Source organism: Paraburkholderia sp. RL17-381-BIF-C (genome assembly GCF_046026435.1).
GTDB lineage: Bacteria > Pseudomonadota > Gammaproteobacteria > Burkholderiales > Burkholderiaceae > Paraburkholderia.
This window is the reverse complement of sequence record NZ_JARESX010000007.1, coordinates 58,759-81,448: the sequence shown is the minus strand read 5'-3', so window position 1 is coordinate 81,448 and position 22,690 is coordinate 58,759. Positions and strand designations below refer to the sequence as shown.

General features: G+C 64.7%; 21 protein-coding genes and 1 riboswitch. Of the genes, 16 read left to right on the top strand and 5 right to left on the bottom strand.

Translation table 11 applies throughout. The features are described from left to right. Nucleotides 1-3: 3 nt before the first annotated feature. A complete protein-coding gene (locus tag P0D70_RS07240; protein WP_408183911.1) occupies nt 4-1,197 on the bottom strand; it encodes an amidase in 1,194 nt (397 codons plus the stop codon). Continuing rightward, on the bottom strand, nt 1,194-1,994 hold the full coding sequence (locus P0D70_RS07235) for a cysteine hydrolase family protein (protein ID WP_408183910.1): 801 nt from the start codon (nt 1,992-1,994) through the stop codon (nt 1,194-1,196). The genes P0D70_RS07240 and P0D70_RS07235 overlap by 4 nt, the downstream gene beginning before the upstream one ends. A 208-nt stretch (nt 1,995-2,202) precedes the next feature. Here P0D70_RS07235 and P0D70_RS07230 point away from each other — a divergent pair, with 208 nt between their 5' ends. From P0D70_RS07230 to P0D70_RS07165, 14 genes are all read left to right on the top strand, one after another. Then, the gene (locus tag P0D70_RS07230; RefSeq protein ID WP_408183909.1) at nt 2,203-3,180 is read left to right on the top strand and encodes a BMP family protein; all 978 of its coding nucleotides are present in this window, start codon (nt 2,203-2,205) and stop codon (nt 3,178-3,180) included. A 1-nt stretch (nt 3,181) separates the two neighbouring features. Next, nucleotides 3,182-4,846: an ABC transporter ATP-binding protein gene (locus P0D70_RS07225; RefSeq protein ID WP_408183908.1), complete on the top strand. Its 1,665-nt coding sequence runs from the start codon at nt 3,182-3,184 to the stop codon at nt 4,844-4,846. Next, nucleotides 4,843-5,943 (top strand): ABC transporter permease, encoded by a 1,101-nt coding sequence (locus tag P0D70_RS07220; protein WP_408183907.1) that lies wholly within the window; start codon nt 4,843-4,845, stop codon nt 5,941-5,943. Before P0D70_RS07225 ends, P0D70_RS07220 begins: the two co-directional genes overlap by 4 nt. Then, entirely contained in the window at nt 5,940-6,857 is a 918-nt protein-coding gene (locus P0D70_RS07215) for an ABC transporter permease (protein WP_408183906.1), read from the top strand. The genes P0D70_RS07220 and P0D70_RS07215 overlap by 4 nt, the downstream gene beginning before the upstream one ends. Before the next feature lie 81 nt (nt 6,858-6,938). Continuing rightward, entirely contained in the window at nt 6,939-7,682 is a 744-nt protein-coding gene (locus P0D70_RS07210; protein WP_408183905.1) for a TetR/AcrR family transcriptional regulator, read from the top strand. Nucleotides 7,683-7,900: 218 nt separating this feature from the next. After that, on the top strand, nt 7,901-9,760 hold the full coding sequence (gene atzF / locus P0D70_RS07205) for an allophanate hydrolase (RefSeq protein ID WP_408183967.1): 1,860 nt from the start codon (nt 7,901-7,903) through the stop codon (nt 9,758-9,760). 49 nt (nt 9,761-9,809) lie between these two features. Further along, nucleotides 9,810-10,907 (top strand): BMP family ABC transporter substrate-binding protein, encoded by a 1,098-nt coding sequence (locus P0D70_RS07200; protein ID WP_408183904.1) that lies wholly within the window; start codon nt 9,810-9,812, stop codon nt 10,905-10,907. A 48-nt stretch (nt 10,908-10,955) separates the two neighbouring features. Then, entirely contained in the window at nt 10,956-12,071 is a 1,116-nt protein-coding gene (locus P0D70_RS07195; protein WP_408183903.1) for an ABC transporter permease, read from the top strand. Further along, the gene (locus tag P0D70_RS07190; protein ID WP_091808382.1) at nt 12,064-12,990 is read left to right on the top strand and encodes an ABC transporter permease; all 927 of its coding nucleotides are present in this window, start codon (nt 12,064-12,066) and stop codon (nt 12,988-12,990) included. The genes P0D70_RS07195 and P0D70_RS07190 overlap by 8 nt, the downstream gene beginning before the upstream one ends. A 61-nt stretch (nt 12,991-13,051) precedes the next feature. Continuing rightward, on the top strand, nt 13,052-13,744 hold the full coding sequence (gene biuH / locus P0D70_RS07185; protein ID WP_408183902.1) for a biuret amidohydrolase: 693 nt from the start codon (nt 13,052-13,054) through the stop codon (nt 13,742-13,744). A gap of 2 nt (nt 13,745-13,746) precedes the next feature. Then, nucleotides 13,747-15,357, top strand: a complete 1,611-nt coding sequence (locus P0D70_RS07180) for an ABC transporter ATP-binding protein (protein WP_408183901.1) — start codon at nt 13,747-13,749, stop codon at nt 15,355-15,357. Further along, entirely contained in the window at nt 15,354-16,049 is a 696-nt protein-coding gene (locus tag P0D70_RS07175) for a cysteine hydrolase family protein (RefSeq protein ID WP_408183900.1), read from the top strand. The genes P0D70_RS07180 and P0D70_RS07175 overlap by 4 nt, the downstream gene beginning before the upstream one ends. Continuing rightward, nucleotides 16,040-16,426 (top strand): oxalurate catabolism protein HpxZ, encoded by a 387-nt coding sequence (gene hpxZ / locus P0D70_RS07170; RefSeq protein ID WP_408183899.1) that lies wholly within the window; start codon nt 16,040-16,042, stop codon nt 16,424-16,426. Before P0D70_RS07175 ends, hpxZ begins: the two co-directional genes overlap by 10 nt. Nucleotides 16,427-16,459: 33 nt before the next feature. Then, nucleotides 16,460-17,227 carry a GntR family transcriptional regulator gene (locus tag P0D70_RS07165; RefSeq protein ID WP_408183898.1) on the top strand — a complete coding sequence of 256 codons (768 nt, stop codon included), beginning with the start codon at nt 16,460-16,462 and terminating at the stop codon, nt 17,225-17,227. 66 nt (nt 17,228-17,293) lie between these two features. Here the strand turns inward: P0D70_RS07165 and P0D70_RS07160 are convergent, their stop codons facing one another. The 3 genes from P0D70_RS07160 to P0D70_RS07150 all read right to left on the bottom strand — a co-directional run bounded on the left by P0D70_RS07160 (nt 17,294) and on the right by P0D70_RS07150 (nt 20,362). After that, entirely contained in the window at nt 17,294-18,337 is a 1,044-nt protein-coding gene (locus P0D70_RS07160) for a rod shape-determining protein (protein WP_091808392.1), read from the bottom strand. A 161-nt stretch (nt 18,338-18,498) separates the two neighbouring features. Further along, the gene (locus P0D70_RS07155) at nt 18,499-19,587 is read right to left on the bottom strand and encodes an ABC transporter substrate-binding protein (RefSeq protein ID WP_408183897.1); all 1,089 of its coding nucleotides are present in this window, start codon (nt 19,585-19,587) and stop codon (nt 18,499-18,501) included. Between the two features lie 183 nt (nt 19,588-19,770). Continuing rightward, a riboswitch (guanidine-I (ykkC/yxkD leader) is annotated at nt 19,771-19,909 on the bottom strand. 84 nt (nt 19,910-19,993) lie between these two features. After that, nucleotides 19,994-20,362 (bottom strand): MarR family transcriptional regulator, encoded by a 369-nt coding sequence (locus P0D70_RS07150; RefSeq protein WP_408183896.1) that lies wholly within the window; start codon nt 20,360-20,362, stop codon nt 19,994-19,996. 156 nt (nt 20,363-20,518) lie between these two features. Between P0D70_RS07150 and P0D70_RS07145 the strand changes: the two genes are divergently transcribed. After that, nucleotides 20,519-21,442 (top strand): sugar phosphate isomerase/epimerase family protein, encoded by a 924-nt coding sequence (locus P0D70_RS07145; protein WP_408183895.1) that lies wholly within the window; start codon nt 20,519-20,521, stop codon nt 21,440-21,442. Between the two features lie 14 nt (nt 21,443-21,456). Continuing rightward, complete coding sequence (locus P0D70_RS07140) at nt 21,457-22,518, top strand: isopenicillin N synthase family dioxygenase (protein ID WP_408183894.1); 1,062 nt, start codon at nt 21,457-21,459, stop codon at nt 22,516-22,518. The last annotated feature ends 172 nt before the right edge of the window (nt 22,519-22,690 follow it).

The following is a 22,690-nucleotide window of genomic DNA, read 5'->3' as shown; positions in this document are numbered from 1 at the left end:
CCGCTACTGAGAGTTCGCCGAAGCGTGTCGCGAGTATAGATCGCGCGCGAGGGTCAGCAACGCGCGATCGCTGCCGCGCGCGCCGATCAGGGAGAGTGCGAGCGGCCGGTCGACTTCGTCGGTGAAAGGAAGGGTGATTTGCGGCAAACCGCCGAATGCGGCGATCGAGTTCATCGTGAGCGAGTCCTCGTAGAAGCGGCCAACGGCGTCGCTCGTGGCGTCTTTGGGTAACAGCGCGACGGGTGTGGTGGGCATCATCAGGACGGTCTGTTCGGTTTCGAAGAGTGTGTCCAGTGTGCTACGGAGTTCGCGCAGAACCGCGCGCCATGACTCGGCCTGTTGCCTGTCGAGCGTGTCGAGCCGTGCGAATCGCGGCGCGATGGAGGGGCCGAAGCTCGGCCGCGCCGAGCGAATCCAGTCGCCGAGCGAAACGTCGATTTCAAGGTCTTGCACGGCCTGATAGCACGCAAGCCAACGGGCTTCTACACCAGCGAACACATCAAGCGATGTGCGCGCGCCGAGCGATTCCGCGAGCGTGGTGAGTCGCGCCGCGTCGTCGGGTTCATTGCGCGCGCGTGCAGCGAAAGCTTCGGCGACACGCGTGAGACACATTGGGCTTGCCGAAGCGCTAGCAGCGGACGGCGCCGCCGGCAACAACACATCGCCCACCGCCGCCAATACGTCGATCGACCGCGCGAACCAGCCCACGGTATCGAAGCACGGCGCGAACGGCAGCACGCCTTCGAGCGAAATCGCGTCGTGACTCGGCCGCATGCCGAACAGGCCGCAGAACGCGGCGGGCACGCGCACCGAGCCGCCGGTATCGGTGCCCAAGGCAAACTCCACGTCGCCGCTCGCCACCGCCGAAGCCGATCCACTCGACGACCCGCCCGGCAACGCACGCGGCCAACGCGGATTGAGCGGCGTGCCGTAGTGATGGTTCTCGCCTTCGAGGCTATAGGCGAGTTCGTCGGTGATCGTCTTGCCGTCGAGCGTCGCGCCGGCCGCCAATAGCGCATCCACGCAGGGCGCGTGAGCGCGCGCCGCCGCGTGGCTCGCGAGCCAGTCGGGATTGCCGCCGCCGGTCGTCACGCCGGCGACGTCGATCAGATCCTTCACCGCGAAGCGCAGGCCGTTCAGCGGCCCGCTTGCCGTTGCGGCCACCTGCGTGCGCGGACCGGGAATAAACGCGTTCATGCGGCATCCGCCAGCGCGGCGACGATCCGCGCCGAATCGGTGACGAAGCCAAAGCACTTCTTCACGTTCCAGATCGTCGCTTCGGTGCAGAAGTCCGGCGACGACGTCGCGCAGCAGTCCTCCACCAGCACGCAGCCATAGCCGAGAAAATTAGCGTCGGTCAGCGAATGCAGCACGCACTGATCGGTGTTCACGCCCGCGAACATCACCGTGCGAATGCCGAGATTGCGCAGGATGCTATCGAGCGGCGTGTCCCAGAACCCGCTGATCCGATACTTGTCCACACAGATGTCTTCGGGCAGCGGCGCGAGTTCATCCACCACCGCCGCGGCCCATGAATCCTTTTCGAGCACGTGCGAGCCATTGCTCGCGAGCGGTTCGCCGAGGCCGGTGCCGGTGCCCTTCGGCTTATATAGATGCAACTGGTTCGGCGGCATGTTGGCGAGGTCGGGCCGGTTGCCCCAATTGACCCAGATGACCGGCACGCCGCTTTTGCGCAGCGCCGGCAACAGGCGCTGCAATGGTGCAATTGGCGCGCGGTCGACGGCGAAATCGCCCCCAATCTGGGCAACCCATCCTCCGTTGGTGCAGAAGTCGTTCTGCATGTCGATCACGATAATGGCCGTGCTGCGCAGATCGATACGAACGTTTTGCGGCTCGCACGGCAGCGTCGCGACGACCGGTTCGGGCGCGGGCAACGACATGTCGACGAGCGTTTCGCTGGCTGCCCAGCGCGCCCGGCCGTCGCGGCCCAACTGACCGGAAACGCTTGTGCCGTATGCGTCGTGCTGTTTCATCGAAAGTTCTCCATCGGGTTTCGATCGCTATAGAAAAGGTGTTGCGTGAGCGCCGACGCGCGCCGTTCGCGCGGCGTCTGGATCGCTCTATCGGGCAGGTTCAAACGAAGCCGGCATGCCGCAAAAACCGTCGCATGGCATCGAAGTTGCATTGGTTTCGTTCATGAATAACCTACTTACCCAAACCAAACGCAAGAGGAATGCCAGAATGTCGATCGCCAAGCTCAAAACTCTCGCGACCTGTGTCGTCGCGCTCGCCGCATCCACCAGTGCGATGCATGCGGTGGCGGCCGATCCGCTGCGGGTCGGCGTGCTGATTCCCGGTTCCAAGTCGGATAAAGGCTGGATGGAATCCGGCTACGACGGACTGGTTGCCGCGCAGAAGGAACTCGGCCCGAAACTGAAGACGCAGATGATCGAGAACATCAACTACGCCGACATGGAGCAGGCGTTGACCAACCTCGCTTCGAAGAACCAGTTGGTGATCGGCGTGGGCGGGCAGACGCAGGCCTCGGTGCTGAAGATCGCGAAGCGCTTTCCCAATGTGAAGTTCGCGATCGTGGGCGGCAACAAAGGGCAGGACATGCCGCCGAACGTGGCGGGCTATGACGTCAAGCAGGCCGAGATCGCCTACGTGGCCGGCGCGGCTGCGGCGATGCTGTCGAAGAACGGCGCGGTGAGTTACGTGGGCGGCATGGAGATTCCGTCTATCGTCAACGCCGGCAAGGAATTCGGCAACGGCGCGCGCTCGATCAATCCGAAGATCAAATACTTCGAGAGCTATACCGGCGACTTCGACAACGTCTCGAAGGCCAAGGAAGCGACGCTCGCGGCGATCTCGCAAGGCGCGGACGTCCACTATCACATTCTCAATCTCGGCTTGCGCGGCATGGAGCAGGCGGCCAATGAAAAGCACACGCACGTGATCGGCAGCTATACCGACCGCTGCGGCACGGACCCGCTGTATATCGCGTATTCGATCACGGGCGTCGGCTATCAGGTGCAATACGCGATCGACCAGATGGCGGCCGGCACCTGGCAGCCGGGCTATAAGGCGTTCGGCCTCGCCATGGGACCGAAGGCGTCGGGCATGGTGGTGTGCAAGCCGACCCCGGAGATGTCGACGAAGATCAAGCAGATCGAACAGGACATCGAAAGCGGCAAGATCAAGGTATTCGAAGGCTGACATGGACGCGACTTCCGCTTCTGCCAACGCGGCTACCACCGGGACTGCCGGCGCGCCGGTGAGCGACGGCCGGCCGCGCGCGGCGGTGCTGCGCATGGACGGCATCGTCAAATGCTTCGGCGCATTTCAGGCGTTGAGCGATGTCTCGCTCGAACTCTTCGCCGGCGAAGTGCATTGCCTGCTGGGCGAAAACGGCGCCGGCAAATCGACGCTGTGCAACGTGATGTTCGGCGTGCACCAGCCCGACGCGGGCGCGATGTGGCTCGACGGTGCGCCGTATGAACCGCACAGTCCGCGCGATGCGCTGACGCACGGCATCGCGATGGTGCATCAGCACTTCAGCCTCGTCGAAGACGTGAGCGTGCTCGATAACCTGCTGCTCGGGCAGGTGCGCGGCTGGCTCGATCGCAAGCGCGAGGCGCAGCGGGTGCGCGCGTTGGTGGCGGAACTCGGGCTCGCGCTGGATCCGGATGCCCGTGTTGCGGAACTGTCCGTGGGAGAAAAGCAGCGCGTCGAGATCGTCAAATGTCTGATTCGCGAGCCGCGTCTGCTGGTGCTGGATGAGCCGACCGCCGTGCTGCTGCCGGCCGAGATCGACGCGTTGCTCGATACCTGCGCGCGGGTCGTGGCGCGTGGCTGCGCGGTCGTGCTGGTAACGCACAAGCTGGCCGAAATCCGCCGTATCGCGAACCGTGCGACGGTGTTGCAGAGCGGCCGCGTGGTGGCCCGTTCGAGCACGCCATCCGCCGACGTGGACGCGCTCGTGCGGGCGATGATCCAACGTCCGGGGCATGTGGAGCAGGACGCGGCATCGGCTGCGGGAGCCAATGCCAATGCCAGCGCAAGCGCAAGCGCGACGCCACCTCCCGCAACCCGCAGCCCGTCCCCCTACGGCCGTCCGCTCGCCGACGAAGCCTTGCAGGTCGACGGCCTCACGGTACGCGACGCCGACGGCGTGACGCGTCTCGAAGACTGCACGCTGGTGGTCAACCGTGGCGAGATCGTCGGCATTGCGGGCGTGGAAGGCAACGGCCAGAGCGAACTCGGCGCGGTGCTGGCCGGCATGCAGAAGGCGAGTGCGGGGCGCTTCTTCGTGCAGGGCGCCGACTGCACCCAGGCCGCGCCGCAGACGTTGACGAAGGCCGGCGTCGGCGTGGTGCCGGAAGACCGGCACGCGGTCGGCTGCGTGCCCGACATGAGCCTGACCGAGAACCTCTTTCTCAACCGGCTCGACGACTATGCGCGGCACGGCTTCATGCGGCGTCGCGCGATGCGCCGCGATGCGCGCGCGCTGATGCAGCGTTTCGATGTGCGCGCCGCGAGTCCCGATGTCGCGTTTCGCGGCCTCTCGGGCGGCAATCAGCAGAAAGCGGTGCTGGCGCGCGAACTCACGCTCGACGGACTCGCCGTGCTGATTGCCGCGCAGCCCACGCGCGGGCTCGATGTCGGCGCGGTGGCGGCGGTCTACGACCATATTCGCGCGGCACGCGACGAAGGCGTCGGCGTGCTGCTGATCTCGTCCGAACTCGACGAACTGATGGCGGTGGCGGACCGCGTCCTCGTCATGTATCGCGGCCGCATCATGGGCACCTGTGTGCCCGATGCGTCGCAACTCAATCTTCAACGCGAGCGCATTGGCGCATGGATGGCAGGCCAGACAGCATGACTCCGACGACCTCATTGAGTTCTTTTCCTCGCGCCGCATGGCGCGGCTCGCGGCGCGTGAGAACCGCACTGGTGCTCGCCGCCGCGGCGCTCGTCGCGATTGTCGCGGCGCTGGCGCTGATCGCGATCGTCCACGTGCCGCTCGGCGACGCGTTGGCCGCGTTCGCCGACGGCGCGTGGGGCTCGCCCTACGCGATCGGCGCATCGATCAATCGCAGCCTCGTGTTCGCGCTGGTCGGCAGCGGCTTCGTGCTCGCCAATCGCGCGCAATTGACCAATGTCGGCGGCGAAGGGCAGATCGCGATGGGCGGCATCGCCGCGACCGCGGTCAGTCTGTATGGTCATGTCGCGCACCTGCCGTTCGGTCTCGCGTTCATCGTGCCGATGCTCGCGGCCGCGCTGGCGGGCGCCGCATGGGGCGCGCTGCCCGGCTGGCTGAAAGCCCGTGCCGGCACCAACGAGGTGATCAGCACGCTGCTGCTCACGTTCATAGCCGTATGGTTTCTCTACTGGTGCGTGCAATCGGAAGCGCTGCTGCGCCAGCCGATGAGCAACGCGGCCACGCTCCCCGAATCGCTGGATATTCCCGATTCGACCAAACTGCCTTTGCTCGCGAGCGCAACCTCGACCGGGCTCAATATCGGCTTGCCGATCACGCTCGTGTTATGCATCGCGGTGGCGCTCGTGCTGGGGTATAGCCGTTTCGGCATGCATCTGCGCGCGGTCGGCCTGAACGCGCTGGCCGCGCGCCGCGCCGGCATGCCGATCACGTCGACCATCGTCGGCGCATTGGCGCTCGCCGGCGCGCTCGGCGGTCTGGCCGGTGCGTTGATGCTGCAAGGCGACCAGTACTCGCTGAAGGCGGGTTTTTCGTCGGGCTATGGCTTCGACGGCCTCGTGGTCGGTCTGCTCGCGCGCGGCTCGATTACCGGCGTCTGCGCGGCGGCGCTGCTATTCGGCTTCATGCGCTCGGGCGGCATCAATATGGAAATGGTCGCATCGGTGCCGTCGGCGCTGGTGCTGGTGGTGCAGGGCATCGTGATCGTCGCGCTGGCGGGCGGTTCGTTGTGGCTCGAACCCAAGGGAGCACGCTCATGAACGCGGAATTCGCGGCGGTTTTCGTCGGCTCGTCGATTCGCTTCGCGGCGCCGTTGATGCTCGCATCGACCGGCGAGCTGATCAGCGAGCGCGCCGGCGTGCTCAACATGAGCGTGGAGGGCATGATGCTCTCGGGCGCGTTTCTCGGCGCGGCGGGCGCATGGGCGACCGGCAATGCGGCGCTCGGACTCGCGATCGGCATGCTCGGCGTGCTGCCGATCGCCTTGCTGCAGGCGTTCCTGAGCGTGACGTTGCGCGCCAATCAGATCGTTACCGGCATCGGCATCAATATCCTCGCGCTCGGCGCGACGACGCTTGCGTACCGCGAGTTGTTCGGCGAGCGCTCGAGCGCGGTGATTCCTGGGCTCGAGCGCTGGTCGCCGCCGGGACTCGGCGCGATTCCCGTGATCGGCGAGCCAGTGTTTCATCAGGTATGGCTCGTCTATCTCGGCCTCGCGATTCTGCTCGCGACTTCGCTCGTCATGCGGCGCACTGCGCTCGGTGTCGCGCTGCATGCGGTCGGCGCGGCGCCCAGATCCGTCGATCAGTCGGGGCTTTCGGTGACGCGGCTGCGCTATGGCGCGGTGCTGTTTTCCGGCGTGATGTCGGGCGCGGCGGGCTGCTTCATTTCGATCGGCGATATTCACACCTTCACCGAAGGCATGACGAGCGGCGCGGGCTATCTGGCGATTGCCGCGATCATCTTCGGCAACTGGAAGATTGGCCGCACGGTGGGCGCCTGTTTGCTGTTCGGCGCCGCGAGCGCGTTGCAGTTCCAGTTGCCGCTGATCGGCGTGCACGTGCCGACCGCGCTGCTGGTCATGCTGCCTTATCTGCTCGCGCTGATCGCGGTGGCCGGGCTGATCGGCCGGCAAACCGCGCCGCTCGCGCTGACCCAGCCGTTCCGTCGCTGAGGCCGCGCTTACAATGCGGGAGTCGCGCATTCCGCCGCATCCTCTTGACGCCATCACGCCGCCGCCAGGCTTTCGACTCTTATGACACGTGCTTCAGCCCGATCGACTTCCGCTGCATCCGCCGCCGGTTCAACGGCACCCACGACCCAGCGTCAGAAGCTCGCAGCGGCGACCCGTCAGCGCATCTTCAGGATCGCGATCGCCGAGTTCTCGGACAAAGGCTTAAGCGGCGCGCGGGTCGAGACGATCGCGAGCCGCTCGAAGGTCAATATCCGGATGATCTATCACTACTTCGGCGGCAAGGAAGCGCTCTATCTGGAAGTGCTCGAATTCGTGCTGGCGCGGCTGCGCGAAGCGGAGCTCAAGCTCAAACTGGATGTCGATCGCATCGATCCCGTCACGGCCATCGTGCAGCTTTACGATTTCATCGAAGGACACTTCGCGGCGCATCCCGAGTTGGCCAAGCTGCTCTCGTTCGAGAACCTGAACCGCGCCCGCGTGATGAAGCGTTCGAGTGCGATTCCGGAAATGTCGTCGCCGGTGTTGGCGCTGCTGCGCACGGTGATCGCGCGCGGCGAGGACGACGGCTCGCTGCGCCGGGGCATGGACCCGCTGCATCTGTATGTGGCGCTCGTCAGTCTATGTTCGTTCCACAAGTCGAACGCTTATACGTTGTCGCGCATCTTTAACACCGACATGCTCGCGACGCAGTGGCAGGAAGATCACAAAGCCCAGGCGCATGAGATGGTGCGCGCGTTCGTGATGGCCGGCGCGTCGCAGCCGGCATTCCCGCTGCGCGTGCGGGCGCAAATCCAGGGCGCGTGAGCCCCGAGTTGGGGAGCGCTGCACCATCGGCAGCGTGGCCGGCGGTGTCCGCGTGAGCGTAGCGACCGTTGGGCCCGGAATGGGCAAGGCCCGACTGGCTTAGGTTTGAAGCCGTTTTCCACCGCCTGCCGAGCACTTGGCATAGCTCCTGCTAATTTGAGTCCAAACTTGTATTCAAGATTGAACTCAAGGACAGACAGGTGCCTATTTCTTCACCCATGACGGTCAAAGGTCTGCTGGCGGCATACGCGGCAGGCAGCCTCACACCGACTGAAACCGTAAGCTCGGCGCTGGCGCAAATCGACGCCATCGACCGCCCGGAAGTCTGGATTCTGCGCGTGCCCGCAGCCGACGTGCAGGCCCGCGCAGCCGCGCTCGAAGCGCTATATGAAGCGCAGGGCGGTGACGTGTTCCGGAAAATGCCGCTGTTCGGCGTGCCGTTCGCGGTCAAGGACAATATCGACGTGGCCGGCTTGCCGACCACGGCCGCTTGCGAACCGTTCGCCTATACGCCGGACGCGTCGGCGTTCGCCGTGCAGCGACTCCTCGACGCCGGCGCCATTCTGATCGGCAAGACCAATCTCGATCAGTTCGCCACCGGTCTCGTGGGTACGCGTTCGCCGTATGGCGCCGTGCGCAATGCCGAGGCGCCGCTGCGCGTATCGGGCGGATCGAGTTCGGGCTCGGCGGTGTCGGTGGCGGCGGGCTGTGTGGCCTTTTCGCTCGGCACCGACACGGCCGGCTCGGGCCGCGTGCCGGCCGGCTTCAACGGGCTCGTCGGACTGAAGCCCTCGCTGGGGCTGGTCAGCAAACGCGGCGTGGTGCCCGCGTGCCGCAGCCTCGACACGCTCTCCGTCTTCGCGCACGACGTGGACGACGCCTGGCGGGTGCTTGGCGAAATCGCCTGCTTCGATTCGCTCGACGGTTATTCGCGCAAGGTGCCAGGCCTTGGCCTGCTGCGCTCGGCGCCCCGCATCGGCGTGCCGGAACAACTGGAGTTCTATGGCGACGCAGTAGCGAAGGAGGCGTTCTCAGGCGCTCTCGACACGCTCACCACGCGCCTCTATCTGACGACCCAACCGATCGATTTCGAGCCGCTCAAAGCCGTCTCCGCCTTGCTATACGAAGGCCCGTGGGTTGCGGAACGGCGCGCGGCGCTCGGCACGTTCTTCGCGACCCATCACCAGGCGATCGATCCGGTCGTGGCCAAAGTGATCGGCAAAGCCGAGCAGTTCACCGCCGCCGACGCCTTCAATAGCCAGTATGCGCTGGCCGATCTGAAGCGCTACGCCGAAGCGCTCTTCGACACGATCGACATTCTCATCGTGCCCACCACGCCGACGCATCCGTTGATTGCCGACGTGCAGGCCAATCCTGTCGAATTGAACAGCCAGCTCGGCTACTACACCAACTTCGTCAACCTGCTCGACCTGTGCGCGCTGGCCGTGCCGTGCCGGCGGCGCAGCGACGGTCTGCCGGCCGGCGTCACGCTGATCGCGCCGAGCGGCGCGGACCGGCGGCTCGCCGAGCTCGGCGCGCGGATTCAGGCGCTGTTCGCTAACGCAGCCGAGACCGCTGAAGCCACCGAAGCCGCGGAACCCATCGCAATGGCCGCGCTCATCCAGCCGCTGCCGTTCCAGGAACCGACGATCACGCTCGCGGTAGTCGGCGCGCATCTGCGTGGACAGCCGCTGAACTGGCAACTGCAGGAAGCCGGTGCGCGTTTCGTGAAAGCGACGCACACCGCACCCGGCTACAAGCTCTACGCGCTCGCCAACACCCAACCGCCAAAACCCGGCCTCGTCCGTGCGACGCCGCAGCAAGGCCAGCCGATTGCCATCGAGCTGTGGGAAGTGCCGCTGCGTACCTTCGGCAAATTCGTCGCCGACGTGCCCGCGCCGCTCGGCATCGGCACGCTGCAACTCGCGGATGGCGACAGCGTGAAAGGCTTCATCTGCGAGGCGTCGGCCGTCAGCGACGACAGCGGCGCACGCGACATCACTTCGTTCGGCGGCTGGCTCGCGTATCTCGCCAGCCTGAAGGCCGACCCGCGGGCCAACCCGCAGGCCACCCGCTAGGCCAACCCACGGCCAACGCTCTCTCACCCTCGATCAGGAATTGGACACCATGACAAGCCGCCGCAACTTCATCAAGAGCGCCAGTCTGCTGACGCTCGGCAATATTCTGCCCATCCAGTCGGTGTTCGCCGCGCCGAAGACCACCGTCGGCGTGATCTACGTCGGCGCGCGCGGCGACTACGGCTACAACCAGGCACAGGCGCAAGCCGCCGCGGTGATCAAGAAGATGCCCGACGTGAAGGTGGTGGAAGAAGAGAACGTGCCCGAAACCATCGCCGTGCAGAAGACCATGGAAGCGATGATCGAGCAGGACGGCGCGACGCTGATCTTTGCGACCTCGTTCGGCTACTTCGATCCGCACGTGCTGAAAATGGCGGCGAAATATCCGAAGGTGCGGTTCGCCCATTGCGGCGGTTTGTGGAAGCAGGGCAATCCGTCGAACATCACCAGCTACTTCGGCTATATCGACGAGTGCCAGTACCTGAACGGCGTGGTGGCCGGCCATATGACGAAGAGCAAGAAGCTCGGCTTTGTCGCGGCCAAGCCGATTCCGCAGGTGCTGCGCAATATCAATTCGTTCACGCTCGGCGCGCAGTCTGTCGATCCGTCGATTACCACGCAGGTGATTTTCACGGGCGACTGGTCGATGCCGGTGAAAGAGGCCGAAGCCACCAACAGTCTCGTCGATCAAGGTTGCGACGTGCTGACCTGTCACGTCGACGGTCCGAAGGTCGTGGTCGAGACCGCGGAAAAACGCGGCGCGATGAGCTGCGGCTACCACGCGAGCCAGGCCGCGCTCGCGCCCAAGGGTTATCTGACCGGCGCGGAGTGGGACTGGGCGACGCCGTACAAACAACTGGTGACGGGCGCGCAAGCCGGCACGCCGCAGCCCAACGTGCTGCGCGGCGGTTTGAAAGAGGGCTTCGTGAAGATGTCGCCGTACGGCGCGAAAGTCACGGCCGCGGCGAAGCAGAATGCCGACTCGATCAAATCCGGCATGGTGGCCGGCAATTTCGTGATCTTCAAAGGCCCGATGAAGGACAACAAGGGCGGCATGGCGATCGCCTCCGGCGCGAGTCACGCTCAGACCGACTACACGCTCGAAAGCATGAACTATCTGGTCGCCGGCGTCGTCGGCCAGATCTGATGATCGCGGAGTGTGCGTGACGATGTTGGCGTCAATCGAGGAGCCGTGATGCGCCCCAATGCCTCTGTTGCGAGAGTGATGCTCTCGTTGCTGCCCGCGCTGCCGACCGTGCTGGCGGTGCTCGGCACCTTGCTGCTGTTTTCGCTGTTCCTGCTGGTGCAGGGACAGCCCGCGCTCGACGCGATCGTGCTGATTTTCCAGGGTGCGTTCGGTTCCTCGTTCGCCTGGCAAAGCACGTTGCTGCGCGCCGCGCCGTTGATGCTGACCGCGTTGTGCGTGGCGTTGCCCGCACAGGTCGGGCTGATCGTGATCGGCGGCGAGGGCGCGCTCGCGCTGGGCGGCATGTGCGCCGCGATCGTTCCGCAGATCCTGCCGCACGGCACGCCCTGGCTCATCGCCACGCCGTTGATGGCGCTCGCCGGCATGCTGGCGGGCGGCGTGTGGATCGGCGCGGTCGGCGCGTTGCGGCAGTGGCGCGGCGTGAACGAGACCATCAGCAGCCTGTTGATGTCGTATATCGCGATTGCCGTGTTCAAGCATCTGGTGGAAGGGCCGCTGCGCGATCCCGCGAGTCTGAACAAACCGTCCACGCTGCCGGTTCCCGACGCGCTGATGATCGGCTCGATCCCCGGGCTCGAAACGCATTGGGGATTGTTCTGGGGCGTGGTCGCGTGCATCGCGGCGTGGGTGTTCGTGAAGTTCAGCACCAGGGGATTCGCGATGCGCGTGGTGGGCGGCAGCAATCGCGCGGCACGTCTGGTCGGCTTGCCGGTTAATACGCTCGCATTGACCGCGTGCGTGCTGGGCGGCGCGGCGGCCGGCCTCGGCGGTATGTTCGAAGTCGCGGCGGTGCAGGGCAGCGCGAATGCGTCGCTGCTTGCCGGCTACGGCTACGCCGGCATTCTCGTCGCGTTCGCGGCGCGACAGAATCCGCTCGCGATCATTGCGTGCGCGCTGATGATCGGCGGCATCGAGGCGAGCGGCAGTCTGCTGCAACGGCGTCTCGACCTGCCCGACGCCACCACGCTCGTGCTGCAAGGCCTGCTGTTCGCCAACCTGCTCGCGTGGGAAGCGCTAGGCGGCCGCATCGCCGCGTGGCGTGTGAAGTTGCAGGTCGCCGCGCAAACCGAGCTTCCCGTGCAACTGGAGCAGACCCATGCCTGATATGCACTCGCCCATCGTGATCCTGTTGCTGTCGCTGTTCGCCGGTGCGATCCGCGTCAGCACGCCTTATCTGTTCGTCAGTCTCGGCGAGTGTCTGACCGAGAAGGGCGGCCGCGTGAATCTCGGCCTCGAAGGCATTCTCGTCTCCGGCGCAATGAGTGGCTATGCCGGCGCCTTTCTGAGCGGCTCGCCGTGGATCGGCGTGCTCGCCGCGGGCGCGGTCGGTTTGCTGCTCGGCTGTCTGCACGGTCTGGTGTGCTCGTTGCCGCGGGTGTCGGACATTGCCTTCGGCATCGCGTTGATGCTGCTCGGCACCGGACTTGCGTTCTATCTCGGCAAGCCGTTTATCGAACCGCAAGCGCCGATGCTGCCGTTCATCGACCTCGGCGCGTGGAGTTCATCGCCGCAATTGCATAACGCGCTGCATCTGAATCTGCTGTTCGTGATTGGCGTGGTGCTCGCCTTCGTTCTGCAATGGGGCTTGCGCAATACGCGCTGGGGCATGGTGCTGCGGCTCGTCGGCGATCACGCGGAAACGGCGCGCGCCATGGGCTATCCGCTGACTCGCGTGCGGATCGCCGCGACAGCGGTGGGCGGCGTATTCGCGGGCGTGGGCGGCGCGTATCTGTCGCTGGTTTATCCGGGCAGCTGGAACGAAGGTCTCTCCAGCGGGCAGGGGCTGATGGCGGTGGCGCTGGTGATCTTCGCGCGCTGGCAGCCGTTGCGCTGTCTGTGGGCGGCGCTGCTGTTCGGCGCGGCGGGCGCGCTCGGCCCCGCGCTGCAGGCGATCGGCGTGACGAGCGGCTACTACCTGTACAACGCCGCGCCGTATGTGCTCACGCTCGTGATCATGATCATCAATTGCCGTCCGGACCGCACGCTGGCGGGTGCGCCCGGCGAGCTGAGCCTGACGCGCTGACCGGTTCGCGCACAGCCGGACGCTGCCGACTTCTACGAAACCCATCCAGGATATTTCGACCATGACCCGATTCATCGAAGCCAAACCGTACCCATGGCCTTACGACGGCAACCTGCGCCCGGAAAACACCGCGCTCGTGATCATCGATATGCAGACGGATTTCTGCGGCCACGGCGGCTACGTCGACAAGATGGGCTACGACCTCTCGCTCACGCGCGCGCCGATCGAGCCGATCAAGCGGGTGCTGAAGGCGATGCGCGAGCAGGGCTTCACGATCATTCACACGCGTGAAGGCCATCGGCCCGATCTCTCCGATCTGCCCGCCAACAAGCGCTGGCGCAGCCGCCGCGCAGGCACCGACGGCGTGGGCATCGGCGACGACGGCCCGTGCGGCAGGATCCTCGTGCGTGGCGAACCGGGCTGGGAGATCATCGACGAACTGAAGCCGCTCGCCGGCGAGATCGTGATCGACAAGCCGGGCAAAGGTTCGTTCTGCGCGACGGATCTGGAACTGATCCTGCGCACGCGCGGCATCGAGAACCTGATTCTGACCGGCATCACGACCGATGTCTGCGTGCACACCACCATGCGCGAAGCCAACGACCGCGGTTTCGAATGCACAGTGCTCGCCGACTGTTGCGGCGCGACCGACCAAGGCAATCACGACGCCGCCCTGCACATGATCACGATGCAAGGCGGCGTGTTCGGCACGGTGTCGGACTCAGGCGCGTTGCTGCATACGCTAGGGGGATGATCATGTCGACGGTGCGGCAGGCTCTTGGTGTCGAAGTGCTGAATGCGAGCAAGTCGTTCGGTGCGTTTCGCGCGTTGGACGGCGTCTCGATCAAGGTCAAGGCCGGCACGATCCACGCGCTGCTCGGCGAGAACGGCGCGGGCAAGAGCACGCTCGTGAAGGGACTGGTCGGCTACGGCGTGCTCGACGACGGGCAGATCGCCGCCGACGACCGCGAAGTGCACATCCATTCGCCGCGCGATGCGCAGGCGCTCGGCATCGGCATGGTGTATCAGCATTTCACGCTGGCCGCGGGCCTCTCTGTCGAAGAAAACCTGTTGCTCGCGCGCGGCCAGATGCCGTGGAAAATCGACTGGAAAGCGGAACGCGCCGCGCTCAGCGCGTTCATGCAGCGCATGCCGTTTCGCCTGCCGCTCGACGCGCCGGTCGCCTCGCTCGCCGCCGGCGAAAAGCAGAAGCTCGAAATCCTTAAACAGCTCTATCTGCAGCAGCGCTTCCTCATACTCGACGAACCGACTTCCGTGCTCACGCCGCAGGAAGCCGACGAAGTGCTCGGCCTGATGCGCGAGCTGACCACGCGCGGCGAGCTGACCGTGCTGATGATCACGCACAAGTTCCGCGAAGTGATGGCCTACGCGGACGACGTCACCGTGTTGCGCAAGGGGCGTCAGGTCGGCACGAGCACGGTGGCGAACACCACGCGCGACGAACTCGCCGCGTGGATGATGGGCACCGTGGCGGCCGGCGACGCGCCTGTGATGGCCGCGGTGACCGAAGAACGCGTGCAGCGCAAACCGCTCGACGAATCCGCCCAGGTGCGCCTTGCGCTGCGCGATGTCTCCGTGGAAGACGATCGCGGGCACACGGCCGTGAAGCACGCGACGCTCGCGGTGCGCGCGGGCGAAATTCTCGGACTCGCGGGCGTGTCCGGAAACGGCCAGAAGGAACTCGTGGAAGCGCTGGTCGGCCAGCGCCGCGTGAAGACGGGCGATATGCAGGTCGCCGGCAAGCCCTACCATGCGACGCGCGAGCAGATGACGCAGCGTCGTGTCTTCGCGATTCCCGAAGAGCCGCTGAAAAACGCCTGCGTCGGCGCCATGAGCGTCGCGCAGAATCTCGCGCTGCGCGACTTCGATCGCGAGCCGTTGCGGCGCGGCGGCTGGTGGCTCGATCGCCGCGCCATGCGCGAACGCGCCACGCAGTTGATCGAGGAATTCAACGTGCGCCCGCCGGTGCCGGAACGCGCGATCGGCACGCTCTCGGGTGGTAATGTGCAACGTGCCGTGCTCGCGCGCGAACTCGGCCAGCCGGTGGATGTGCTGATCGTCGCGAATCCGGTGTTCGGGCTCGACTTCGCCTCGGTGGCCGATATTCATGCGCGTTTGATGGCAGCTCGCGATGCGGGCGCGGCCGTGCTGCTGGTCAGCGAAGACCTCGACGAACTGCTCGAACTCGCGGACCGTATCATGGTGATTGCCGAGGGCGAGCTGGTGTTCGAGACGCCGGCCGCGCGCGCGGAGCGCACCGTGCTGGGCCAGTATATGGCCGGACACGGCGACACATCCATGCGGCCCACCGTCCCGGCCGAAAAACTCAGGGAAGCCATCGGATGACATCGACCCACCTGCTGACCATCGACGCCCAACCCGGACCGTTCAGCTTCGATTCCGCAAAGACCGCGCTGGTCGTGATCGACATGCAGCGTGACTTCATCGAGCCGGGCGGTTTCGGCGAATCGCTCGGCAACGACGTCTCGCTGCTCGCGCAGATCGTGCCGACCGTGGCCGCGCTGCTCGCCTTCGCACGCAAACACCGGTGGCTCGTCGTGCATACGCGTGAATCGCATGCGGAGGATCTGTCCGACTGCCCGCCGGCCAAACGTCTGCGCGGCGCGCCGAACGCACGCATTGGCGATGCGGGGCCGATGGGGCGCATTCTGATTCGCGGCGAGCCCGGCAATGCGATTGTCGAGCCGCTCGCGCCGCAGGCCGGCGAACTGGTGATCGACAAACCGGGCAAGGGCGCGTTTTACGCGACCCGGCTCGGCGAGGAACTCGCGATGCGCGGCATCACGCATCTGGTGTTTGCCGGTGTCACCACCGAGGTGTGTGTGCAAACGTCGATGCGCGAGGCCAACGACCGTGGCTACGACAGCCTGCTGATCGAAGACGCGACCGCCAGCTATTTCCCCGCCTTCAAACAGGCGACGCTCGAGATGGTGCGTTCGCAAGGCGGCATTGTCGGCTGGACCGCACCGTTTTCTTCATTCATGAAACTCGACGAGACAATCCCGGCATGGAAGTAAATCAGCCCGATATCGTGGCGCAGGTAGAGGCGGCGTTTGTCGAATACGAACGGGCGCTGGTGGAGAACGACATCGCGGCGATGAACGCGCTGTTCTGGCATACGCCCGAAACGGTGCGCTACGGTATCGCCGAAGTCCAGCACGGCGGCGAAGCGATCCGTGCATGGCGCGAGCGCTGCGAGCCGGTGCCGAAGTCGCGCAAGCTGCATCGAACGGTGGTGACGACCTTCGGCACGGACTTCGCCACTGTCAGCACCGAATTCACGAGCGACGCCACGCCCTTGCTCGGCCGGCAGATGCAAACGTGGGCAAGGCTCAGTCCCGCCGACGGCTGGAAGATCGTCGCCGCGCATGTGAGTCTTATCTCGATGCCATGAAACGCCGATAATAAGAAAAAGGACCTTGGCATCATGAACGACGACCCGACGAATCTGCTGGAGACACCCGCCGCTTCAGGCGAGCAGGAGACGCACGCCATGCCCGCCACGCCGGGCGCGGCCAACCCGCTCGCCGAGCAGGTCTATCAGCAACTCAAGAGCGATATTTTCAGCTTCCGCCTGTTTCCCGGCGACCGTTTTTCGGAGAACGGCATTGCGCAACACTACGGCGTGTCGCGCACGCCGATGCGCGACGGCCTGTTCCGGCTGCAACGCGAAGGTTATCTGGAAGTCGGTTTCCGGCGCGGCTGGAAGGTCTCGCCGATCAACTTCGATCAGCTCGATCAACTCTACGATTTGCGCATCGTGCTGGAAGTCGCGGCGGTGGAGCGGGTAGGCGCGTGCGGCGATGCCGCGCATGCCGCCGTCGAGGCATTGAAGGCGGTCTGGTGCGTCGAGCCCGAGTTGCGCGAAAGCGATCCGGTGAAAATGTTCGGCATGGACGAAAACTTTCACCGCCAACTGGTTGCCGCCACCGGTAATGCGGAGATGCTGCGCGTGCATAACGAAGTGACCGAGCGCATCCGCATTGTGCGGCGGCTCGATTTTCTGAAACCGCACCGCACCAGCGCCACTTACGACGAGCATTCCACCATGCTCAATCTGATCGAACGCAACCGCCTGACCGAGGCGATCATTCTGCTGCGCGCGCATGTCACGCAGAGCAAGCTGGAAGTGCGCAAGATCACGCTATCCATGCTCGCCGCGGCGCGCGACAGCAAGCTGCCGTTCGTGTCCTGAGCGAGCTGAGTGACCTGAGCGACTTGCTCGACTCGATCGACCAGCGCGCGCCGACACGCGTCAAGCTCACTCGTAAGAGAACGCGCCGCCGAACTTCTCGATCCGTTCGAGCGCCATGCCGGAGCCACGCACCACGCAAGTCAGCGGCGCCTCGGCGACGAACACCGGCAAGCCGGTTTCCTCGGCCAGCAACCGGTCGAGATCGCGCAACAGCGCGCCGCCGCCCGCCAGCATGATGCCGCGCTCGGCGATGTCGGCGCCCAATTCCGGCGGCGTCTGTTCGAGCGCGATCTTCACGGCCGAGACGATCTGATTGAGCGGATCGGTCAGCGCTTCGAGAATCTCGTTACTGGAGACCGTGAAGCTGCGCGGAATCCCTTCGGACATATTGCGGCCTTTGACTTCCATCTCCTTGACCTCGGAGCCCGGAAACGCGGAGCCGATTTCCTTCTTGATCGCTTCTGCCGTTTGCTCGCCGATCAGCATGCCGTAGTTGCGGCGAATATAGTTGACGATCGCGTCGTCGAACTTGTCGCCGCCCACGCGCACCGAACCTTTATAAACAATGCCGCCAAGCGAGATCACGCCCACTTCCGTGGTGCCGCCGCCGATATCGACCACCATCGAGCCGGTCGCTTCCGAAACCGGCAAGCCCGCGCCTGTGGCCGCGGCCATCGGCTCCTCGATCAGATAGACCTGCGAGGCGCCCGCGCTGTGCGCGGCTTCCTTGATCGCGCGCCGCTCCACCTGAGTGGACCCGCACGGCACGCAGATGATAATGCGCGGCGACGGCGCGAACATACGCGACTCGTGCGCCATCTGGATGAAGCGCTTGATCATCTGCTGGGTAATGTTGAAGTCGGCGATCACGCCGTCCTTCATCGGGCGGATCGCCTCGATATTGCCCGGCACCTTGCCGAGCATCTGTTTTGCTTCCTTGCCGACGGCCAGAATGATCTTCTTGCCGTTCGGACCGCCTTCCTGACGAATCGAGACCACCGAGGGTTCGTCGAGCACGATACCCTTGCCACGCATGTAGATCAGCGTGTTGGACGTGCCGAGGTCGATTGCCAGGTCGTTGGAAAAATAGCCGCGCAGAAAACCAAACATGCAAATTCCTGTCTCTCGGAAGACGGGCGCAAAAGCGCCGCTTTGGGAGTGCCGCCCGAAGGCGGCAGGCGACCAGTTGACGGTCGGGAGAGACGCAAGAATAACAGTTTCGGGTCCGCGGGCTATTTCGGCGGTTGTGGCGCGAGTGCTTTGCGGCCCGTTTAATGCGCGTTGGCGAGCGAGGGGTCGATATAGGCGCTCACGTTCTGCGACTGCTTGTACACCGCGTTGCGCACGTTGAACTTGTCGGCATTCACGCTCGAACCGTACACGGAGTCGAGCCCATCGCCTTTGGTGAAGGCCTTCTTCGCCGCCGCGGCGTCGAGCAGGTGCGTGCCTTTGAGCAGGGGCAGGTACTGCTCCGGTGTCAGGCCGACTCGCGCCGACATGATCTTGACCGCGTCCGGTTGCGTCTTCGGATCGTTGATATAGGCCACGCAGCGATACCAGACCGTGATCACCTTGGCCCAGTCGGCCTTGCGCGATTGCAGGCTGACGGGGTTCACTGTGATCGCGTCGTAGATCAGGCCGGGGGCGTCGGCGGACGTGAAGATCGGCCGCGCGCCCGGCACGCGCTTGAGCGCTTCGCCTGCGTTCGGCTGCCAGGCGCCGACGGCGGCGACGTCTTTGGACGACGCCAGCACTTGCGGCAATTCATTGGTCTTCGCGTTGACGAGCGTGAGGTCCGATTCCTTCAGCGCATGTTTTTCGAGCGCCGTGTCGAGCAGCAGGTGATCGACGAGACCCATTTCAACGCCGACCTTCTTGCCCTTCAGTCCTTCTACCGTGCGCACCGGCGGCTTCGCGACGATCATGTCGTTGCCGCTCGAATAGTCGGTCAGCAGGATCATCACGTTCTTCGCGCCGCTTGCGCCCGTCACGAGCGCGTCGCCATTGGTTGCGCCGACCGCGTCGAGTTTGCCCGCGGCGAATGCATCGAGCGAGGCCGAGTAGTCGAACCACTGGAAATTGACATCCACGCCGGCTTCCTTGAACCAGCCTTTCTCGATCGCAATCTGGAAAGCGACGAAGCCTGGCCAGTCGCTATAGCCGATGGCGAGCGGCGTCGCCGCTTGCGCCGGGGTGGCGGCAAGACCCGCAGTGAGTCCCAAAGTGAGTCCCGCAGTGAGTCCGATATTGAGCGCGGCGGCGGCCGCGGCGAGCGCGCCACGCACGCGAAGGCCAGCGGCGAAGCGGACGGGCGAGGCGATTGAATGAAGGGAAGTGCGGGCAGATTCGAAGCGTTTCATCGTTTTCTCCAGGAGACCGGTCAATTGCGATTGTTGAGTTGGATCGCGCGGCGACTGCGCGACGAAACAACATGACCGGCTCCCGCACGCAAACGAACGACAAAGCGCGGAGAACTGCACGAGACAAACGTGCACGAGACAAAAGCCGGCCATGGAGAGGCGCGATAGACATTGCTATCGCCAATCTCCCGGGCTTTTGTCCCGCCGTGTAGTGCGCCCGGCCGTTCGTGCTTGCAATGAAACCTGCAAGCGAACCGGCCGGCGTACCGGGCTGCTCTCGGACCAGACGTTCTCTCGAACCGGAACCCTAGCATCCCTAAGATGCGACGCTGCCGCACCTCTCGGTCAACTATCTAGCGAGAAATATGCCAATGAATTGCGCGCCAGGGTTTATGCGGAGATGCGGTCAATCCAGCGCCGCAAACCGTTGATGCACGTAGGCCAGAAACTGCTCGAGACGCTCCTCGATCGACGCCGCGAGGCTCACCTGCTTGATGCGGCGATCTTCGGCGGAATGCGTCTCCAGCAGCCAGCCGCCGTCGATCAGGTCCTGCACGTAGCGCACGGCAGTGCGGCGGCTCACACCAGGCATGAACTCGTAGAGCGCGGTCTTGGCGAAGTAGTTGTCCGGGTCCACCCACATGCGGCAGAACAGATCGCTGTAGTTCAGGTCGTTCAGGCCGAGATCGCCGAAATGCGCCGACCACTGCCAGTCCATGTCGAGAATGGCGCGCGCGACGGCCTGGCCCTTGGCACGCGCAATTTTCTTCTTCATCGATTCACCACGAGGAGGAGGGCTGCACAGTTTAAGTGCTAATTGAGCCGGAAATCGGGCGCGCCCGGATTTTTGCACGCCTCACGCCGATAGTTTATTGACTCGCAAATTTCATGTGTACTATTGCATGCAAATTTGCATGCAAATGGAGTGGCGATGAAATTCGAATTGTTCAAGACCTTCTGGGGATTCGATGGCGGCCCGCGCGATGCGGCGCCGCTGGTGCGGGCGGCAGGCTTCGACGGTATCGAAGCGCCAGTGCCGCCAGGCGGCGCGGCGCGCGACGCTTTTGCGCAGGCAATCGCGGACGAAGGACTCGGGTTCATCGCGGAGATCACGACAGCGGGCAGTTATGTGCCGGAGCGTTCGGCCACGCCGGCCGATCATCTGCGGGACTTCGAGGAGAAGATCGTGTGGGGCAAGCCGCTCGCGCCGCGCTTCTTCAATGTAATGGCCGGTTGCGACGCGTGGCCGGCGGCGACGCAAGTCGATTTCTTCAGCCGTGCGGTGGAGATCGCCGCGAAGCACGAGGTGCTCTGCAGCTTCGAAACGCATCGCGGCCGCTCGTTCTACAACCCGTGGATTACCCGCGACGTCGCGCGCGCCGTGCCCTCGCTCAAGCTCACCTGCGACTTCAGCCATTGGGTGTCCGTCTGCGAGCGACTGCTCGATAGCGAGTGGGAGACGATCCTCGAACTCGCGCCGCATGCGCACCATCTGCATGGCCGTGTCGGCTATCCGCAAGGTCCGCAGGTGCCGCATCCGGCGGCGCCCGAGTATGCGGACTGCCTCGCGTCGCATCAGCGGATCTGGGAAGCGCTGTGGACCGCGCAGATCGAGCAGGGCTACACCGTCACGACGATGACGCCGGAGTTCGGCCCCGACGGCTATCTGCACACGCTGCCGTTTACGAACGCGCCCGTGGCCGATTTATGGGAGATCAACACATGGATGGGCCGCGAGGAACGGCGTCACCTCGCCGCGTTTCTTGCCGGGCGCGATACCGGCAAGGCTCGCGGCATTCCCGGTGCCAATGGTAACCAGCCAGCGCAATCGCAGACCAACCCGCAAGCCGCATAGGCGCCAAACCTCTCATGAGCCCAACCCATACCTCTTTTCAGCAACTGCCTATCGTCGATGTCAGCGGCCTCTTCAGCGATGACCAGGACCGCCGCCTCGCCACCGCGCACGAACTCGATCGCGCTGCGCGCGACGCAGGCTTCTTCTACGTGACCGGCCACCAGGTGGCGCGCGAACAGCAAAGCGCGCTCATCGAGCAGGCCAAACGCTTCTTTGCCGCCCCGCACGACTGGAAGATGCGCTATTACATCGGCAACTCGACCGCGCATCGCGGCTATGTGCCCGAAGGCGAGGAAGTGTTCGCGGGTGGCAAGCGCGACAGAAAAGAAGCGTTCGACACAGGCCGGGAATTGCCCGCCGACGACCCCGACGTGAGCGCCGGCACGCCGATGCTCGGCCCGAACAGTTGGCCCGAACAAGCAGGTTTTCGCGAAGCCGTGGGCGGGTACTACGAAGCGGCGTTCGAACTCGGCCGTGCGTTGTTTCGAGGCTTTTCGCTCGCGCTAGGCTTGCCCGAACACCACTTCGAACGTTATCTGCGCAAGCCGCCGAGCCAGTTGCGCCTGATCCACTATCCGCTCGATCCCTCCGCGGAAGACCGGCCGGGTATCGGCGCGCACACCGACTACGAGTGCTTCACGATCCTGCTGCCAACCGCGCCCGGTCTCGAAGTGATGAACGGCGAAGGCGAGTGGATCGACGCGCCGCCAGTCGAGAACGCGTTCGTCGTGAACATCGGCGACATGCTGGAAGTGTGGACAGGCGGGACGTATGTCGCGACCTCGCATCGCGTGCGCAAGGTGAAGCAGGAGCGCTACTCGTTTCCGCTCTTTTTCGCCTGCGACTATCACACGGTGGTCGCGCCGCTACCACAGTTCGCAACGCCCGAGGCGCTCGCGAAGTACCCGCCGGTGTCGGCGGGCGACCATCTGTTCGCGCAGACGGCGCAGAGCTTTACCTATCTGAAGGAACGTCTCGAACGAGGCGAACTGGTACTGCCCGATGGTTCGAAGGCGCTGGCAAGCTTCGGCCAACAGGCGCGTTACGCAACCGCTGAACCGGATGTTCAGGTTTGAGAGAGGACGCCCGGATCGGTACGGCAACAGCGCCGCTTGAGTTACAAGCGGCGCTGTTGCTTCTGCAGTTCGATGAAACGTGCCGACAAGAGGGTGTAAAGCGCGCGTCGAAAAGCGGCAAGCGTCGGCATGGTCGTGTCAGGAAGGGAGTGGACGTGGTCCATTGATACGC